11 protein-coding genes and 2 pseudogenes are annotated in these 18,931 nt (G+C 45.1%); 3 read left to right on the plus strand and 10 right to left on the minus strand.

The window, feature by feature from the left end:
• Nucleotides 1–5: 5 nt before the first annotated feature.
• The 5 genes from ACYX4W_RS19145 to ACYX4W_RS19165 all read right to left on the minus strand — a co-directional run bounded on the left by ACYX4W_RS19145 (nucleotide 6) and on the right by ACYX4W_RS19165 (nucleotide 7,676).
• On the minus strand, nucleotides 6–1,130 hold the full coding sequence (locus ACYX4W_RS19145) for a FecCD family ABC transporter permease (protein ID WP_476074219.1): 1,125 nt from the start codon (nucleotides 1,128–1,130) through the stop codon (nucleotides 6–8).
• A complete protein-coding gene (locus ACYX4W_RS19150) occupies nucleotides 1,130–2,086 on the minus strand; it encodes a heme/hemin ABC transporter substrate-binding protein (RefSeq protein ID WP_476074220.1) in 957 nt (318 codons plus the stop codon). Before ACYX4W_RS19150 ends, ACYX4W_RS19145 begins: the two co-directional genes overlap by 1 nt.
• A 3-nt stretch (nucleotides 2,087–2,089) precedes the next feature.
• Nucleotides 2,090–3,232, minus strand: coding sequence for an HmuY family protein (locus tag ACYX4W_RS19155; RefSeq protein ID WP_476074221.1), 1,143 nt, complete (start codon nucleotides 3,230–3,232; stop codon nucleotides 2,090–2,092).
• 133 nt (nucleotides 3,233–3,365) lie between these two features.
• Nucleotides 3,366–5,309 carry a TonB-dependent receptor plug domain-containing protein gene (locus tag ACYX4W_RS19160; protein ID WP_476074222.1) on the minus strand — a complete coding sequence of 648 codons (1,944 nt, stop codon included), beginning with the start codon at nucleotides 5,307–5,309 and terminating at the stop codon, nucleotides 3,366–3,368.
• A 366-nt stretch (nucleotides 5,310–5,675) separates the two neighbouring features.
• Nucleotides 5,676–7,676: a peroxidase family protein gene (locus ACYX4W_RS19165; protein WP_476074223.1), complete on the minus strand. Its 2,001-nt coding sequence runs from the start codon at nucleotides 7,674–7,676 to the stop codon at nucleotides 5,676–5,678.
• 286 nt (nucleotides 7,677–7,962) lie between these two features.
• Here ACYX4W_RS19165 and ACYX4W_RS19170 point away from each other — a divergent pair, with 286 nt between their 5' ends.
• Nucleotides 7,963–8,256, plus strand: a complete 294-nt coding sequence (locus tag ACYX4W_RS19170; RefSeq protein WP_476074224.1) for a hypothetical protein — start codon at nucleotides 7,963–7,965, stop codon at nucleotides 8,254–8,256.
• A gap of 93 nt (nucleotides 8,257–8,349) precedes the next feature.
• Nucleotides 8,350–9,213, plus strand: coding sequence for a DMT family transporter (locus ACYX4W_RS19175; protein ID WP_476074225.1), 864 nt, complete (start codon nucleotides 8,350–8,352; stop codon nucleotides 9,211–9,213).
• Between the two features lie 18 nt (nucleotides 9,214–9,231).
• Here the strand turns inward: ACYX4W_RS19175 and ACYX4W_RS19180 are convergent, their stop codons facing one another.
• Complete coding sequence (locus ACYX4W_RS19180) at nucleotides 9,232–9,771, minus strand: DUF6314 family protein (RefSeq protein WP_476074226.1); 540 nt, start codon at nucleotides 9,769–9,771, stop codon at nucleotides 9,232–9,234.
• A gap of 10 nt (nucleotides 9,772–9,781) precedes the next feature.
• A pseudogene (locus ACYX4W_RS19185) lies at nucleotides 9,782–11,681 on the minus strand (TonB-dependent receptor domain-containing protein).
• 309 nt (nucleotides 11,682–11,990) lie between these two features.
• Here ACYX4W_RS19185 and ACYX4W_RS19190 point away from each other — a divergent pair.
• Nucleotides 11,991–14,115 (plus strand): annotated as a pseudogene (locus ACYX4W_RS19190) (TonB-dependent siderophore receptor).
• 56 nt (nucleotides 14,116–14,171) lie between these two features.
• Here the strand turns inward: ACYX4W_RS19190 and ACYX4W_RS19195 are convergent.
• The 3 genes from ACYX4W_RS19195 to ACYX4W_RS19205 form a co-directional block, all read right to left on the minus strand.
• The gene (locus ACYX4W_RS19195; protein WP_025256356.1) at nucleotides 14,172–14,699 is read right to left on the minus strand and encodes an ester cyclase; all 528 of its coding nucleotides are present in this window, start codon (nucleotides 14,697–14,699) and stop codon (nucleotides 14,172–14,174) included.
• Between the two features lie 183 nt (nucleotides 14,700–14,882).
• Nucleotides 14,883–17,291 carry a TonB-dependent receptor gene (locus tag ACYX4W_RS19200; RefSeq protein WP_039235428.1) on the minus strand — a complete coding sequence of 803 codons (2,409 nt, stop codon included), beginning with the start codon at nucleotides 17,289–17,291 and terminating at the stop codon, nucleotides 14,883–14,885.
• Between the two features lie 546 nt (nucleotides 17,292–17,837).
• Nucleotides 17,838–18,836, minus strand: coding sequence for an ester cyclase (locus ACYX4W_RS19205; protein ID WP_476074227.1), 999 nt, complete (start codon nucleotides 18,834–18,836; stop codon nucleotides 17,838–17,840).
• Nucleotides 18,837–18,931: the final 95 nt, after the last annotated feature.

Consider the following 18,931-nt stretch of genomic DNA (forward strand, 5'->3'; position numbering starts at 1 on the left):
AGCAGCTACACCCCACCACTAAATATACGGCGTTGTTGCCACAGTAAGTAAAGGAAAAATGGCGCCCCTACTGCTGATGTAACAATACCAATAGGTATTTCCATAGGCACAAATAAGGTACGAGCCAATGTATCGGCAACCATTAATAGCAACGCGCCCATTAGTGCGCAGGCAGGTATTAGCACCCGGTGGTTTACACCAAAAATTGCCCTGCACATGTGGGGCACCACCAAACCTACAAAGCCAATAATGCCGCACAGCGCCGTCGCTAGTGCCACAGAGAACGCCACCAGCCATAAAACCCCGTGTTTGTATCGGGTAACATTAAGCCCCATATAGGCCGCCTCTTTTTCACCAAGCGCAAGTAAATTAAGCGCATTACGTGACTTCATAAGACCAGTAAAAGCAACAAGCCCAGCTAGCGCAATAAGACCACAAAGCGTCCAGCTTGCTCCGGCAAGGCTACCCATGGTCCAGTAGCTTATTTGGCGAAGTGCATCATCGCTTGCTACATAACTAATAGCCCCTATCACAGTTCCGGTTAAGGCGTTAATGGCAACCCCTGCCAAAATAAGCGCGGCTACTGAAACGCCTTGCGGCCCATTTGAAAACCGAAGCACTGTCCATACAGAAAGTAGTGCACCACCAAAGGCCCACATGGCTACCCATATAGACTCAAGCGCAGGGATGAGGGGAGGTACTATGGTCATACTAAGAGCTGCGGCTGCGGCTGCGCCACCTGCAATACCAATTAAACCAGGGTCGGCAAGAGGATTACGCACTAGCCCCTGCATTGCACAGCCAGATACGGCTAGAAGCGCGCCAATCAGCATTGTCATGATCACCCTCGGCAGCCTTATTTCAGACAACACATACCAATGGGTGCTATTTGCCGCGGTATTTCCGCCGCTAATGAAGTATCTAAGTTGCTGTTCAATATCAATTGGTAAACTGCCGCGGGTTAACCCCACATAAGCACAGAGCAACAGCAATACAACCAATATTCCTATGCCAATACGTTTTCGCTGCGCGCGGGCATTAATAAGCTGAAGTACCACAGACATAGACGCACTATCGCCTAGCTTATCAGCTAGGTTATCACTGTGCTTAGCTGCCGAAGATAACTGCATTATTGACTCGTACTACTGTTAGCCGCGTTTTGCGCTTGCTTAATTTCAATAGCTTTTTCTGCATACTCTGCAACATGCTGAAGCGCTACATCAAAGCGCGGAGAAAGGCCCAAACTTATGCTGCTATCCATGGCTTCAACCAGGCAATGGATACCAGCAAAGGTGGCTGCCAACGCATGGTGCGTACAAAGGGCGTCCTTCGCGCTTTTCCCACGTAGCATGTGCCCAGCGGCAATCACAATATCAGGATTTTGCATCAGCACAGACTCTGCGCTCATCACTTTGTAACCTTCCACTGCTGCACCTATATTAACGATACCCAGCGTATCGAATAGCGCTTGGGGCACAGTATTTTTACCCGCAACCGTTATTCCTCTGTCATTATTCGCCACCACAAAAAGCGCTTTAATTGGCGTATTGAACGCTAAGGTTTTATCTGCGAACTGCGCTTTTTGTTGCTCTACCTTCTTTTCAATATCGTGAACAAGGTTAATGGCGTTATCACTTGCCGATAGTTTTTCGCCAATATCCAGTACTAGGCGCTTAAGGCCACTTAAGTTTTTGTCTACGTTAAAGGTAGTAACCTCTACGCCAGCATGGGCTATTTGTTCAAGCGCAACACTTGGGCCTGTCGCCTCAGCTCCTAGCAGCATTGTGGGCTGTTGGGCCAATACTCCTTCAGTGCTAAGCTGTCGAAAGTACCCAAGCTTAGTTAAACTTGCCGCTTCTTTTGGGTACATACTGGTACTGTCAGTAGCAATTACCCAATCGCCTCGTCCTAACGCGAAAACAATTTCGGTGATACTGCCGCCAGCGGTAACAATTCTAGGAGATGTAGTTTGCGGTTCAACTAAAGGGGCGCTAAACGCCCCTCCCGCAAACAAACTCCACCCCGCCATCACAGTACACATCGCTTTTACGGCAATAGATGAAAGTGAAAGAGCCTTTTGCAACATTGTTTACTCTCCACTTACCGGGTCGGCGCGGAAACTGTACGCACCTGATGTTCCCTCTTCATCGTAATAGCTGGTAATTTGAAGCTTGTAGGTAGTGTCGCCAGACTGAATTAAATAAACCCCAAACTGTGAGTAAAGTAAGTGGCTGGTACTGTCGTAGAAATACCAGTTGTTCGTAGCCATAGCGTACTCGCTAACGGTCTCTTCACTGAAGCCATAAAACTGTGCCGCTTCGGTATCCACTCCATCATAAGTTTCAGCGTCGGTGCGAAGTACGGTTGCATCATCAGCAATAGAAAGGGTAAATTCCCCCGCCCCGTCCGCACACGGAATTGATAAGTCCCAACCGTCCGCTTGTGTAACTACTTGCTGCATATCGAAGTCAATGTAAACGGCGTCGCTACAACCCACTGCATCAACGGTAAGTGCAACTTCTTCAGCAAAGGTGCTTTGCCCGTCAAGAACGCTTTGATGCATAACGCCAAGGGTTATTTCGCCAATACCGCGCCCTTCAGTGACAATGTCGGTAACGTGGAATTTTGTGTAGTTGCTGTCAGAGGACACAATGTAATACGTCTCTTCATTTGGCGTTACTACGTGAGTAGTAAAGTCGTAGTTGTAAAAGGTATCGCCGATTACTTGGGTTTCTGTATCTGTGCTGAACGCTTCAGCTTCTGGTATATCGCTTTGAGTAACAGCTAAGTAGTCGTCTAGTTCGCTATCAGCCGTAGCATTTAAGAACAAGTCAGACACTGGTGCGCCCGTATCATCATAAAAGTCGCTGTTATTTCCGGTAAAGTAAAGGCTAACAGCGGTTTCCTGGTTTGTATTCAAAAACACATTGGTACGCTTAAAGCCAATATCCCACGTGGTATCCGTTGCGGCTTCTTCTTCAGTAAGCGTAAGTTTTGTTTGTGTATCTAAGTCAAAATAAACGGCAACAGGCTCGGATGTAGACCCTGTACTAAAAGGCCCGTAAATTGTTGCCTCTTCGTTTTCGCCGTTACTGCTTCCGTCATCTGAATCTCCACTGCCATCGGTTACTTGATCAGGCGTTTCAACTGAGGTGTCATCGCTACTTGAACCACCACAAGCAGTTAAACCGAATGTCATGGCAAGCAATAGCGCCAAATACGTTTTGTTCATGTGTTTTCCTTTTTTAAAGTTCGCCGAATTAGCCAGCGGTTTTTAGTTGTTGGTTTGGGATCTGCCGTTAGGTATTTTTTGTTTTGATCTCAAACGCTGTTTTCTATGTCGGTGCTTTCGTTTAATGGTTATTTCAATACTGAAAACTCACGCCCAGATACAACCGCCTGGCAGTAATCGGCCTTGCGTCGAAAGTCCCCGCTAGAAGTGCGTCGGTTGAGCGATGCTCATCGGTGAGGTTTTCAAGCCCGAGGCGCGCTTGCCACTGAGGCGTGAACTGGTGCTGTACAACTGCGTTTAGCGTGGTAAAGCTGTCTTTGAAAACTGATGTATAGCCACTGGAAGGAGATACATTTCCCTCATGCACTCCGTAAAGCTGAAGGCTGGTGTCGGTTTGGCTAAACTGATAAGTAACGGATGCTTTAACTAAGTGCGTAGGGCGTTCAGGCAAGCGCTGAGAATTACCATCTTCAGCAATTAAATAACTGTAATTCAGTTGCCACTGCCAATTATCATTCTGCACGCTGGCGCTTAAATCTGCACCGTATAGGGTCGCTTCATCGAGGTTTTGATAAACTGAAATATCTAAACCTGCTTCTTGCGATGCGTCCACATCTACCGCTGTGGTGATAAAGTCATCAGCTTTAGTGTAATGAAGGTTAATATCAAGGTGATATAACCAGTCACTTTGGATCGGTTCTACTCGAAGGTTAGCGCCTAAGTTAGCATTCAACGCGGTTTCAGGGGTAAGTGCGTCGTTGCCAAGCACCATATAACCCAAGTTACTGTGGTCAAATATGTAATAGCGTTCCTTAAGGTTAGGCACGCGATAACTACTGCCAGCCCCTGCGCGAAGTTGCCATGAAGTACTGTCAGCACTAATTGACTGGCTTGCACTTGCTTTAAGTGCAGTGTGCCAACCAAAGTCAGAATCGTTTTGTATTCTTGCGCCAGCTAAAAGCTGGGTGTCGTTTTTCTGCCAGTTTCCTTGTAAATAAAGCTCGGCACTTTCACGACTTACATCGTCAACTTCAACCGTGCCCGTGCTGAGGTTTTGCTGGTCCAGCGTGTCGCCATGTAAAACAAGGCCGCCTACCCACTCGATATCTTCGGTAGAATAAATTTTCTGCGCTTCTAGTTCCGCTAGCTGAATATCGGTTTGACGCAACCCGTTGCTGTTACCACTCTCTTCATCATGTGAAAGATAGCGCGTGTTGATATGCCAATCGTATTGCTGCTCAACGCGAACATCGTGCTGCCACTGAGTAACGTTAGAAAGATAACTAATAATGGTGGCTTGGCCGGGTATTGATGATTGAGGTTTGTCTTTTTTCTCGTCCAGCCATTGCCCTTTATATTGCACGCTAACGCTATTTATCAACGTTGATAAAGACATTTGCACAAAAGATTTGTCTACCGCGCCACCATCTTGTGATGTAGTTTCGCCGTCGTAATCAAAACCCGGGTTAGTAATGTTCTGAGCCGTGATGCCAAGCTGCCAATCGCTTACTGCTTTCGCTGCAGTGACCCTAGACGTGTGCCCGAATTCATCACCGTCAATTGCATCATCGGTAAAATAAGATGCCTCGTAGTCTGCTGAAAGCTGCGAGCCTTCTACCCTTTCGGTGATAATATTGATAACACCACCCATGGCTGAGCTGCCGTAAAGCACAGAAGCAGCACCTCGTACAATTTCAATTTGCTTAATATTGGCAACACTAATTTGGTCAAGATCGACCGAGGAACCTGTAGGTGAAATGATGGGCTGGCCGTTAACTAACACCAATACGTGATCGCCATTGAAGCCATTTAGCTGAACGTTGTACCCGTCTTTTTGACTGCGTCTAACCACAACACCGGGCATCACCTCAAGCACTTGGCGTAAGGTTCCTTTGCTTAATCGAGCAATCTCTTCTTTATCAACTACGTCAACCTTCACTGGTGAAGAAGCCAGTAATTTCGGCGTCCTAGTACCAGTCACCACAACTCGCTCTAGGTCATCTTCGGCTAAAACTGAAAGAGCCAAAGGAAGTGTGGCGGCTATGACAAGTGAAGGTAAAACGTAGGCTCGTTTCATTTATTTTTCTTTTTAACGCAAATGATAATGATTTGCGTTTGATCTTATTTATTTAGAAACGTTTTGCAAGAAGAAAAATGGATATTCAGTATAAATACCCCACATGGCCATTTATGTTTAAACGCTTTTTGCAATAAAAACAGAATGATAGGCAATGATAAAATTTTCAGCCTTGTGCGACAAAAACAGTGGAAAGATGTGGAGTAAACAACATGGAGAAGTGAAAGAAGGAATACCAAAAAGCTGAACTGAAAGAAAAGTTGCCTATTCCTTTCTATTTTTAAAAATAGTATTCCCCTACTAAAGGATAAATTGGAATAAAGAAAATACCACTACACAAGTTGTGTAGTGGTATGTAATTTGTAGCTAGTTAGTCGAGTCGCTTACGTAAAACACATTGTCTGGTATTTCATTTCCAATACCTGTGTTGTTACGAATAACATCAGCTAGCGTCACCCCCTCAATCATGTCTAGCTCTTCATCTGTTAGATAATTTTGGTACCAAAATCTGTCACCATCTCGAAGTGCTTCAAACTGCTCGGTAATCATTGCGCGAAACAAAGGGCCTAACTGGGAACCTTCTTCCGCCACAGGGTCTTCAGCAAGACCGCCCGTGAACAAGTCAATATCGTCAATACTGTCGTAGGTCGCCTCTAGCGCAAGTTGTAACTCAGTATTTGAGGTTACTTCACTAAAGGACTGTCTAGGCTCCAAACCGAATTGGGCACGCATTTCATTGTAAGAAGGTACGCCATGATCTCGCCCTCGTTGAATGTTTAGTGCAACTAGGTCTAGTCCGCCTTGCCCCGGCAAACCGAATAGAAAGTTACGCAGCTCACTGGTTACTTTCACGTCGATGGCTTGGTGCAACTGACTTGCGAGGCCTCTTAAAATAGGCTCAATACTTTGCTCATCGGTAAGAATGCTGGGCGCAGTAAAGAACACTTCTCTTACCGATAAATTCCCTTCGTCAATCGTATTTCCTTGTGCATTAAGTCGCAAAATTTGGTCGTTTATTAGCGAATGACCATGACGAAACGCAGCCACAGAAAATGCATTATAAAGCCCAGGGTCCACTGTGTTGTCATAGCCTTGATAGCGAGACAATGCGTTGTCGCCTATCAGTGCAGGCAAGTATTCGTTGTAAGTAATAGACTGTATTTCAGCTATAACCAGTCGCCGTGCTGCTTGGAAAATTTCTTCACCAGATGCACCTGGCGACTGTTCTTCCAATATAGCCGCAAGTCGATTGTGCTCCCTTACCCACAGAGTGTGCATAACAGTAAGTCCAACCTGCTCATTGGCACGCACTTCACCACCTAGAAACAGCTCGTCGTCTTCCACACCAAACGCGTTACCATTGGTTTGCCCGCTGGTATTGAAAGGCAGTAAGTTACCCTCGCTTGTGTCTAAGTAAGGGCTGTTTTCCCCTACTCTTATCGCCAACGCACGTTCTTCGTCAGACCCATAGACCATGCTTCCATCGATCCACGCAGTGAGCTCATTTTCTTGCTCTCGCGGATTTCGGGTAGATGTGCCCGTATCATGGTCGAAAATAGCTCTTGAGAACAGGATAGTTGCGGTTCCCGTACTTCGAGGGTCAAAAAGCGCATCTCCAACAGGCACCGGAATATCGGCCACTTCTTCTAAGCCATCCGTTAGACCAAAATCATGATCGATAAATTGCCCCCACTGCCAAACAAAATCAGATGTACCGAAAGTGTTTGGGATAACTTCGCCCGTATCTTGATGATGTATATTATTGGAAATCAAACGAGCACTAGGACGATTAGTGCCTGACATTGAAGCAACGCCATCTTCGTAATCAGGATCAACCCAGCGTTTTAATTGAGTAAATGCTGCTCCCCAAAGTGGATTGGCATTATTATTTAAAGAGCCATCAATTGTTCTCACTTCTCTGTTATCAACAAAGTCGCTGTCGTTGTCCCTGTCGTTATTTACTCGTTCACGTCGTTCATTGGCGTCTTCGTCGATACCTTGTGACGAGGCTCTACGGTCGTTCACCACAACGGTTACATCGTCTGAGGCCGTAACCCCTTCACTATCTGTTGCGGTAAGCCGAAACACTAGGGTTTCGTCATCTGAGGTAGACGGTGCTCGAAAACTCGCATTAAGTGAGCTTGCATCTTCGATATCAACCGACTCTCCTGATATTTGCTCCCACTGAACGCTAACGCTACCTTGTGTATCGCTAGCATTACCCTGAAGCACTACCATAGACCTTTCATCTATTGTTTGCCTCTCCCCTGCTTCTACTACAGGGGGTGTATTAACATTGTTTTCATCAGAACTACAGGCACTGATGGCAATAACAACTGCTGTCAGTGACATTCTTACTTTTTTCATATTCAACGCCTTCTTTCACTTCTACAAGAAGTAACTAGGTTTACGAGAACAGATTAAAACGTACTTAATCATGAACTCACTGCTTAGTAATAACTCACTACAACGTGCTAATAGAGCAACACGCGGAGAAACTACTTATAATTTCGACATGGAAAAGCAGCCGTTATCATTAGGTTTAATAGATATCGCTGAACGCAAAACAAGATTAGGAATAATTCAAATAATATAAAAAACTGATAAGCAACGATTTTTGCACAAAACCGTCAGAAAAAAGTTGGCAAGTTTATTGAAGTATTTAGTTGAAAATAACGTTTTTGATAACGCTATACCTTGGAAATTTAGCTTTCACGCTAGAAAACAACGAGATTTTGACACTATGCGCCTACCTACTAAACAACTTATCAATAAAATCGAAAATTTGTCTAATGGCCTAACGCCAGAGCAGTTATCAAGCTTTTTAGATATTATTGACGCTATGACGGCGCTGGTTGAGGAAGCTGGCGAATTTAAGGAAAGTAATAAGGGCAACAAAAAAGTTGAGTCAGCGCCAGTGCCTGTACTTTCTAGCGTTGTTCACTAAATGTTTTCAGTAATGTCCAAACAAGCTATTAGTTGATAAATACTGCCCATTGCAATACTTTAGCGCGCGTCCTACTTAGAAAAAGAGAAACGCGTGCTATACCTTGTTGCAGTTACAGTCCTATGGGCATTATCCTTTTCGCTTATCGGTGAATTTTTGGCGGGCTCGGTAGATAGCTACTTTGCTGTACTAACCCGCATAATTCTTGCTGCAGCGGTGTTCCTTCCGTTTCTAAAAGTATCATTGTTAAACGCAAAGCAAAAAGCGGCGTTGGCGGCTTTAGGTGCTGTGCAGCTGGGGTTAATGTACATTTTCTTCTACCACGCGTTTTTGTATTTAACCGTGCCAGAAGTGTTGCTTTTCACCATTTTTACGCCACTTTATGTCGTTATGTTAAACGACGCCCTGTTTAAGCGGTTTACCCCGTTTTATTTATTGTGCGCACTTATCGCCACCGCTGGGGCAGCAATAATTCGTTTTGATGGCGTGACTGATAATTATTGGTTTGGTTTTGCCATTGTTCAAGGTGCTAACCTTTCCTTTGCGCTAGGGCAAGTGGGTTATAAAAAGCTGACCTCGACTTTTACAGCTCAAGTACCCTATCACAACGTATTCGCGTGGTTTTATTTAGGCGCGTTAGTTGTAGCCTTGCCTGCATTTTTCCTATTCGGCAACACAAGCCAGCTCCCGCAGAATACTGAGCAGTGGGGAGTGCTGCTGTGGTTGGGTATTGTCGCATCGGGGCTTGGCTATTACTTTTGGAATCAAGGCGCGCTAAAAGTCTCTGGTGGTACGTTAGCCATAATGAATAACGCACTGATTCCGGCAGGGCTGATAGTTAATTTAGTGCTTTGGCAAAAAGACACCGATTTTACTCGCCTGTTTCTTGGTGGTGCCATCATCGCTGTTGCGCTTTGGATGTCTCATCAATACGCCAAAAAACAGGGGCGAGCATAAGCCTTACCAAAGCCCACGCTACGCAGGGCTATACTCACTTATCATGGTGTAGTCTTTACGCGGCCCAATCACCTGCCATGTAGAGCGCCACACAGGCCACGCTGTGAAGTCATAGCGCACTACATAATTGTCATCGCCGCATAAGTGCTCAGCGTTTGGGTTGGTCGCACTGAAAGAATGAAAATAACGTTCATCGTCGAACAACACTTCAAATAAACCAGTTTGAGGCTGCTGCCAGAAATACCGACGTTCTGCAGGCATTACACTGCCGTTAGGCGCCGTTACCTCACCTTTTTCGTTATACGCTAAGCTGCACATTTCCTTTTTTGCGCCGACGTTGTCTTCGTGTTTTTTGCCTTTGTATTTTTTGACTATGTCGTCTTTGCCGGTGTGACCGTTACCTACGTAGCCTTCACCTATGTAGCCTTTGTCTTCAAGCCAGCTAAATTCAGCTTTGCCAGAAAAGGTAAATACATCGCCATTTCGCTGGAGAATTTTGCGCGATAGCGTCCATCGTCCAGCAAAATCGTCCAAGGTATTAGGAGAATTAATTGTCATTGCGCCTCCCTTACCAAAAATAGGTTACAGTGGCTGAATATTGGTCGCCTCGGCCCGGCGTTCCTGGGATTTCTTCAAAGCGCTCATCCCACAAATTATCCACGGCCAATACTAGGTTTAACCCTTCAATTTGAGCCGGTGAATACGTAAGGGCAACATGCGAGAAGAATGCTGAGTCGCTGCCGTTTCTAAGCGCATTGGCTTCTTGTTTTCGCCACTCGTTGTCAATGCGAACTTCAACCGTATCGGTTGCAAACCACACCAACCCAAGGGTTGCGCGATGCGGCGGATAGTTAAGCGCGTAAAAGCTCGCGTCTACCTCATCAATTCGATAGTCTTCAGACTTATCTAAATAGGTATAGCTTGCTACCACATCTGCGCTATCAAAGCGTTTAATGGCAATTAACTCAATACCCAGGGTTTCAATATCAACTGGGTTTGCACTGCGTGCTGAAGTAGCGTCGAAGCTATACGTCCAATCTGTCAGACTCGTTATCCCAGCGATAGAATACGGCGGTATCAACTTTGAAAGAGGATTTATCAAATGACGCCCCAAACTCTAGGTTTTTGCTGACTTCTCGCTGTAACTGGTTGTTACTTCTAAACAGACCGCTTGTGGTGCTGCCGCCTACAGCAGTGTAGCCAGCCACCTGCGTCGCCTCTGCATACGAAAGATAGAGTGTACGCGAGGTGTTGCTCCCTGTTTGGGTAAGCCAACTAATATCGCCCACAAAAGACAGTCGGTCGTCGTCGCGATTTGTATCGTCAAACGCCCCACCTAAACGAACGGTAAGTGACTCATTGCTGTTCAACTGAGTTCGATACTCGGGCACTAGGCTTATTTTGTAGTAGTCGCGAGAGGTGAAATTGTTCTCTAGCGTGGTTGATGTGATGTCGTCTGCAGTAAGCTGTGCTGCATAGTTGATACCAAATTCTTGCGATACATTATGAGTACCCGAAAACGCGAATGACTTCACTTGGGTTTCGTGAAATGCCTGAAACGATTCAGGATTTTCACGTGAGAAAACGTAATGGTCGTCATTCTCTCTGTAGTAGGCAGAAACTTCAAAGTTATTTTCTATACCCTTTTCGCCATAGCGCTGTTTATGATTTAGCATAACCAAACGAGTTTGAATGTCTTCTGTTTCGTTGACGTCGAAAGGCGTGTACAAGTTAGGCCAGCCAAAGAACTTTTGCTGGAAGCCATAAAACAAATCAGTTTGTGAATCGTCACTTGCTAGTTGGATACGCCCTGACGCGCGTTCGAAATTATGATCGCCATTGGCAATAGTGCCATCACTTTCAGAACGAGAATACTCGCCTTCAACCCCAACAGACCAACCGGCTTTCAAACCAAGTAAGCCATCAAGCGAGTGCTTTACTGCACCGTGTACACGCTGCAGATTGAAGTTGTTATTACCTACTCCCACTGACACACTGCCTGCTGTTTGGATAGGACGCCAACCGTAAGACACCGTACCTACAGAGCTATTTACGCCGTAAAGTGCATTATCGACGCCCGTAAAAATACTCGGTTTCGTCAACATTTCTGGCGCAATAGGAATTTCAGCGAAATAGTGCCCCGTTTGCGGGTCAATAAGCGTCGCGCTTCCTATGCGAAACCCCGTGTTTTCGAATATACCGCCGCGAATAGTGACATCAGCCTGCGCTTCTGCCATGTTCCTCGATTGCAAATCGACACGCGGGTCGTACTCTAAATTTGAAATAGGTGAATTAAACGTGCCTACTGGCTTGTCATTCGCCGTCGCCGCCCCTTCAATCGTAATTTTCTCCACGCCTTTTTCGTTACTGTTCACGCCAGCGTTAGCGCTTGAAGTATCAACACTTTCAGCGGCCATGACAGAAAAAGGTAGAGTACAAAAGAGTAATGAGAGGGTTGTATGACGCATTTAGGGTCCTAGTTCAAATTTACGGGTAGCCAGCAAGGAGGCGTAACAAAGACGCGAAGTGTATAGCATTGGCAGGCAGAGGAAAACGCCAGATAGTTGAGTTTGGACCAGTATATTCACTTTGCAACAACGCTTTGTAATAACGCTTTGCGCGTTTTCACCTTCCGAATGAAGCGCCCGATATGCAATTAGTCTTCAAGAATCATTAATCTCACCTTTTGGTTCCTAAGCCCTCTTGCGGAAAGAAACGAGATAACATAACATTCGCGACCTCTGAAAAACCTGCCAAAGACACGTAATACCTTGCTTATGCTTGATCTTAAAACACCGTTTATATTTTCTTTAGTTGCATTATCAGTAAGCGCCGCTGCGCAAAGTGATGAAAGCTCCCTTCAAGGTGCTCATGATGAACTTGAACACATTGAGGTAAAAAGACACTTTCAGCCATACCGTGGTAATGTACCGCTAATCGACACCCCACAAGCAATCGACCGAATTACTGCTGATACCTTAGCGAATGAAGGGATCACGCGCTTCATCGATGCGCTAGATTTTGCGCCCACCATTGTTAGACAAAACAACTCTGGCGGCATGTTCGATAGCTTTGCGATCCGAGGTTTTTCTGGCGATGAAAATAACCCATCGGGTTATTTAATAAACGGCTTCAACGTGCGTGGCTATAGCGGTAATAGAAGCACGGTTAACGTTCAAACCATAGAAGTAATGAAGGGTCCGGGATCAGCCTTATATGGTCAAGGGGAACCTGGCGGTACCATTAACGTTATTACCAAAAAACCTCAGTTTGAAGAGCAAGGCTACATTCAAGGCACGGTAGGTAATTTTGATAAAAAACAAGTAGAGTTCGATTACACGAACGGCATTAATTCAGACATGGCGTATCGCGTTAACGGTTCATACGAAGACTCTGATACTTATCGCGATAACGTGTTTTTCAAGAATTTGAACCTTAACCCTTCATTTATTTGGAACATTTCTGATCACACCAGCTTAAGCTACCAGATGGAAATATTGGATCAGGAAAAGCCGCTTGATCGCGGTGTGTTCATATTAAATAACGACTTTGACGCCGTAGATGCCGAAGACTTTTATGGTGATGTTAGAGACGGAGCCCATGAAGTTAAAGCCTTCGGACATCAGCTTAGTGTTAAATCACGAGTTGAATCACAACTGGCATTTACTCAGTGGCTTCGCCTACAGAGACTCTTCTTTTGAAGGGCAGTCTTCAGATACTGAACTGTCAGAAGGTCGTCAGCTTTTGTATACCGACCCATCTATACTTTCAAGGCAACGCAGAACCCGTGACTATCAAGCGCAAGACTTATCACTACGCTTTGAATTAAGTGGCGTGGTAGACGTGGCAGGCTTCGTAAATAACGTCTTGTTTGGTTTGGACTATTACAACTACCACATCGACACAGACTATCGTCGTTGGCGCACTGCGTGGGGTGCGGGTGATACCACTTACAGCATCAACCCTGAAAATCCAGACTACACTATTTTCAGACCTGACGTTACGCCCACTACACTCACGGCTGAAAAGCAAAAAGGGTTAGGTTTCTACGCACAAGATGTTATAGAACTTAGCGAAGCAACCAAGCTTTTAGTTGGCTTTCGCGTGGACAAATTCGAGCAAGACATTCTTAATAAGTTAAGCAATGAAGGGCAAGAACAAGACCAAACGGAAGTGACACCGCGCTTTGGCTTCGTGTATGAAATCAATGATTCTGTAAGCCTTTACACTAGCTATGCAGAAGGTTTCAGACCCAACCCCGGACTTGACTCTGACCGCAACGCGTTTGACCCTGAAGAGACCACCTCTTTTGAGGTAGGAGCTAAGTGGGAAAACATTGCTGATATGTTTTCTGGTAGCGTCGCTATTTTTGATGCTGAAAAGACCAACATGCTTACCGCTGAACCTAACACTGGCTTTTCAGCTACACTCGGTGAAGTTGAAAGCCAAGGGGTAGAATTTCAGTTAACGACTGACCTTACTTCAGACATTCGCCTTGATATGGCCTACGCGTACATAGATGCTAAAACCGCAAACGAAGTCAATAACTTGGATTGGGGCGTGCCTATTCCTAAAGGGTCGCGCTTAATCAATATTGCCAAGCATTCGGGGTATATCTCGCTTAACCATTTCACCAGCGTATTTGAAAAAGAAGCGTTCTTTGGTGTGACCATGCGTTACGTGGGCGATCGCTTAGGACAAACCACCGATCCAACATTCATTTTGCCGTCTTATACCCTTGTGAACTTAGCAGGGTCAGTGAATATCAGCGATGCGCTTTCTATGAGATTTGACGTGAATAATCTGTTCGACAGAGATTATTTTGAGAACTCATACCATCAGCTTTGGACCATGCCGGGCTCACTAACTAACTATACGGTGAGCGTTAAGTACCAGTTCTAGTAATAAAATCAAACAAGCCGGTGGCTTCGATGTTCCGGCTTGTTGGGTATACATTTCTATTCGCCGTTTTGCACTGGCATTTTCCCTGAGTCACGGTTTTCCCACCCGTGCCCGTTGAACGGATCTACACCTAGCTGCTGCATAATGTAGGGGAAGTCAACGTTAACCCAGTTATCTACAATTTTACCGTCTACCACTTTCCAGAAATCCATATAGCGAATTTCGACTTTTTTACCAGTAGGCTCTATTCCCATAAAAGTCCCAGTGTGAACCGCTTCTTGGCGACCAAACGCAGCGCACCACTCACCTTGTGTGACGCGAGCTTCATCTATACAAACTTTATCAGAAAACGCAGCCTGAAACGGTCGCTGCCAGTTGTCTTGAAACTCTTTTAACCCTTGTTTGAAGCCGCAACCTGCATTGCCCATCCAGCGAAAGTTCTCACTGAAGAAACGGCCCATATTGTCGATATCATGATCATTTAATCCATCGACCATAGCGTCAATGGTATCAATGGTTTCTTGCGTTTTTGACAAGTCGTTGTCTTTTGTAAGAATGCCTTGTTCTGGACGTGAACCTTTCATCTCATATCTCCCAAGAAAGTGTTGAGTACTGCATGTTAGAAGCTCTGTTTAAAAAGTGCATATATAGGTTTTTGAAACAGAGCGTAAAGTAGAGATTTAGCGCTAAGAACCAAAACTGGGCTCATCACCCTAGTGATTGCCCAGTTTGTTCAGCGTTTAAAATAGCGCACTGCGCTACACGTGTTAGTCGAACTTGTACTGTAAGCTTACGCCGTATGTACGCGGGTTATTCCAGTTTGCCTGAATGGAGTTGATAGGCAGCCCATTAAGCACTTGAGACTGAACCACTGCACGAGTAAGCACTTCTTCATCTGTCAGGTTATTTGCAAAGAAATCGACGTTTAAGTTTTCATTTACTTCCCAAGAAATGCGAGCCGTTACCATGGCGTGAGCATCTACTTTTGTTTCAGGAATATTGATATCAAACGCGTAGTGATCGTCAACAAAGTTCACATGAAGATAAGGCGTTAAGTAACCGCCATTTGGCAATGAGTACTCATACCTTGCGCTTAGGCCCAGCGTATAATCTGGCGACATAGCTGGAGAGTAACCCGCAAAGCTAAACTGGCTATTTGGATCGTTTATATCCTGACGGCCATCAACATTGCCTAACCCAAGTAGAGGCTGAAGTTGAGAATTACCTACAGCAAAGTCGTCAGCGAACTCGGCATTAAGAAGTGCCAAGGTTGCATTTAACGTTAACTCGCTTAGTGGGCGCCATTCCAAATCAGCTTCTAACCCGTAGGTGTCAACCTGACCACCATTTTCATAGTATTCAAAGGTTGTACTAACGCCAGTAGAAACGCACTGTGCCACGGTTAAGTCAGTTGTTGTGTCGTTACACGAAACTGCAAACAGCTGCGCTTTCACGTCATCGTATTGGTTTGCAAAAGCAGAAACGTTAAACCGAACGGTGTTATCGAATAAAAAGCTCTTCAAGCCAATTTCGTAAGAAATAACTTCTTCATTGTCGTATAGCGGATCGGCACCACGCGCTACCACCCTCGCGTCGTTAGCACCACCAGTACGATAACCTGTTGCTGCACTGGCATAGACCATCATGTCTTTTGCAACATCTAGCTCGTAAGCTAACTTCCACAATACCGCTGAGTCGTCCCAATCGGGAATTGAATCGCCTGTAAATGTCTTCTCGTCTTTGTTGTAGCGAAGGCCAACCAACAAGCGGTTGCTGTCGTTAAGTTGATAACGAGCTTGGCCAAATACTGCTACAGAGTCGACTTCATGCGGGTCGTGATTTGGATTTCCCCACGAAGGAACCGTAATAGAATCTGGCTCACCGTTACCGGTTGTATCCTCACGCCACAGCCATTCCCAATCCGCTTCTTGCGAGAACAAATAAACGCCTGCTATCCAAGAAAACGGGCTATCGCTTTCGACAGACGACAACTGTAGTTCGGTAGAAAACGCTTTTTGATCGTCCTGACGTCCAAAGCCACCAACAAAGTCTAAGCCACCATCACTGTAGTCGTTATCGTAGAATTGCTCGCCTGACAGTTCAGAATAATTGGTGGTCCACTTTGCATTTGCCCAGTCCATCGCCCAGTCTAGCGTCAAGGTTGCCGACCACGCTTCTTGGTTATCGAAAGACACCGCATTTCTGTATACATCGTATGGGCCTTCATCATCTCGCTCAGCATCAGCTGGCTGATAAATGTGGCCAGGCGTTACCGTAGCAACAGGGTTGTAAACGCCCGACCCCGGCGAGGTTTCAGAAATTTGATAACCCGCAATTTGTTGGTAACCCCAAATCGCTTCTGAGTTTGCGTCTTTCTTACTGTAATCAAGGCGAAGCAATGCAGTAACATCGTCTGAGAATTCGTATTTAGTCGTGTTACGTAAGTAGAATTGATTCTTTTCGCGTAAATCGTCTGACGAGCCCGGCAAGAAATGGTTTTCGATCATGCCGTCATGACGGTCGTGGCTCATGACAAAGCGCGTAGCGGCCTTATCACTTAGCGGCAGGTTTAAAATAGCTTCATAGGCCGAACGGTCATAGCTACCATGAGTAAGTTTCACAGAACCACTGGTATAGCCAAGTTCAGGCTGCTTTGAAATAACGTTGATACTACCTGCAAATGTATTTCTTCCATACAATGTTCCCTGCGGCCCGCGCAGTACTTCAATGCGCTCAATATCAACGTAAGCCCCTAAGCCACCGGTGGTCGTTGGCACATAAATACCATCCTGGAAAATACCAACAACTTGTTCAGCAATACCTGTACCGGCCACGCCGACTTCGTTGGTACGAGCACCACGCATAGCGGGACGAACTTCACCACCCGAGCTGCCTATTCTTAATCCGGGAACAACGTTTTCAAGACCACTAATATTTTCAATGCCGTTACGCAAAATATCATCTGCACCTAACGCGCTCACAGAAGACGATACTTCCTGCAAATCTTGAGATTGTCGGTTTGCTGTTACTTCAATACGTTCAACACCCGCTGCTTTAGCTTCGCTGTCAGGGGTTTCTTGTTGGGCGCTAGCGCAAAAACTAACGCTGATTAGAAGTGCACTTTGAATAGCGCGGGAGAGGTATGTTGTATGGTACTTTCGTTGGTCTTGCTTCATCGTGATAGTTCCCGGATTAATAAAACCTTATCTGCAGTAACCTGTTAGTGCCCTGCGTTTATCAAGCCTTTGATGACCCTGCCTGTGACAACATCATACTAGGTTGTTTAATTCTTGGTCTAAACAAACATACAACCCAATTTACTTCGAAGTCAATAAAAATGTTCAAAGATTGTTAATTCATGAATTTTAATTTTTTGTTTAAATATACCAAAAACAAATAAGCTCATGTATTTAATAACTTTATTAACCAATAAAGGGCTTTATCAATGACAATAAAAATAAGATTCCGAAGTATATATTAAGACTTCAAGTCAAAAATGACTGGTAGGATCTGCATAGAAAAATGGCACTTTAAAATATAGAAACCGAATGCTGATGCATGAGTTAAGCATTAGTGGAAATAGATAAGAAAGTGCACTTAAGATAGTTTGGCTTATCAGAAAGCCCACCTAGCAAAAACGGACGTTTTGCTAGGTAGCTTCATGGGAAAATGACGTCAGTCAGTACACCTATTTCAGGTATAAAGCCTTTAATGTTGTTAGCTTAACTGTAGGTGGTAGTGCGCGATAAGATATCTAACCCTTGTTGTTTTAACCAATAAGGCACATCCATCAGCACCCAGTTTTCCAGTAATTTATCCCCTTTGCGATAGTACACATCAACCACTCGCATGTCAGCACGTATACCCGACGCCGGCATGCCGAACAAGCCGCCGCCTGCGGTATTCGATAGGTTCGGCCAACCAAAGAAACAGGCAAAACTGCCTTCACTAAAGCGCGCCACATGACCATTAAAAACTTTATCTTTCAAACCTTTACGAAAAGGAAATTGATGTTGCTGCTGGTAACGCTCGATGGTGTATGTAGCCCCTATTCCCGCTGGCCCGTACCACACCATATCTTCGCTCCAGCATTTGGCGAGAAGCTCTGGAGGACAGTTGTCGTTACCCGATTTATTTAAAGAATCTAGGTCTTTTACCATTTCCTCAACCAGCTCAATGGTCTTTTTAGACTCCTTAGGATCTTGCTCTTCAAACAGTAAACCGTTGTGATCACATGGCCCTGGATAAACAAACGTATGGCCTGTTTCTACGGGCAAAGGATTAAGCCCAACTTGCTGCATTAGTGCAATTAAGTCGAAGAAAATAGCGTGGCTAACTATCTTATTTTCACGTACTTCAAAAAACTCGGCATACCGTAAAAAAGCCAGTTTCCCCGTACTTCTAATACCAAGAAACGGCTTGTCGAACAGTCCAGCAAAGTGACCCATCGACATAACCCACTTGCCTTCGCCGGCGCTGTTATCTCCCGCCATGAATACGTCCTCACGGCGCTTCATACGCGTAAAACTCTGTTTTAACGGCTCCCACAACTCTTTCACTAATTCTGCTGGAGTCGAACATTTATCAAACGGATAGCAGGCATAAATCTTTGCATTTTCATCAACATACGATTTCACTACGCCTTTAACATCACTTGCCTCACCTTTGTCAAAAGCGGCTTGATAGGATCTGACAACGGCTTTTTCGCTATTAAAACTCATGACTTACGCCTCTTTGTTTAAAAAATTGTTAATACTGGCCTGAAATAATTAATGACTTCGAAGTCATTATGTATTAGGTTGAATATTATTGTAAA

It is taken from the genome of Alteromonas sp. ABH4_454 (assembly GCF_056311775.1).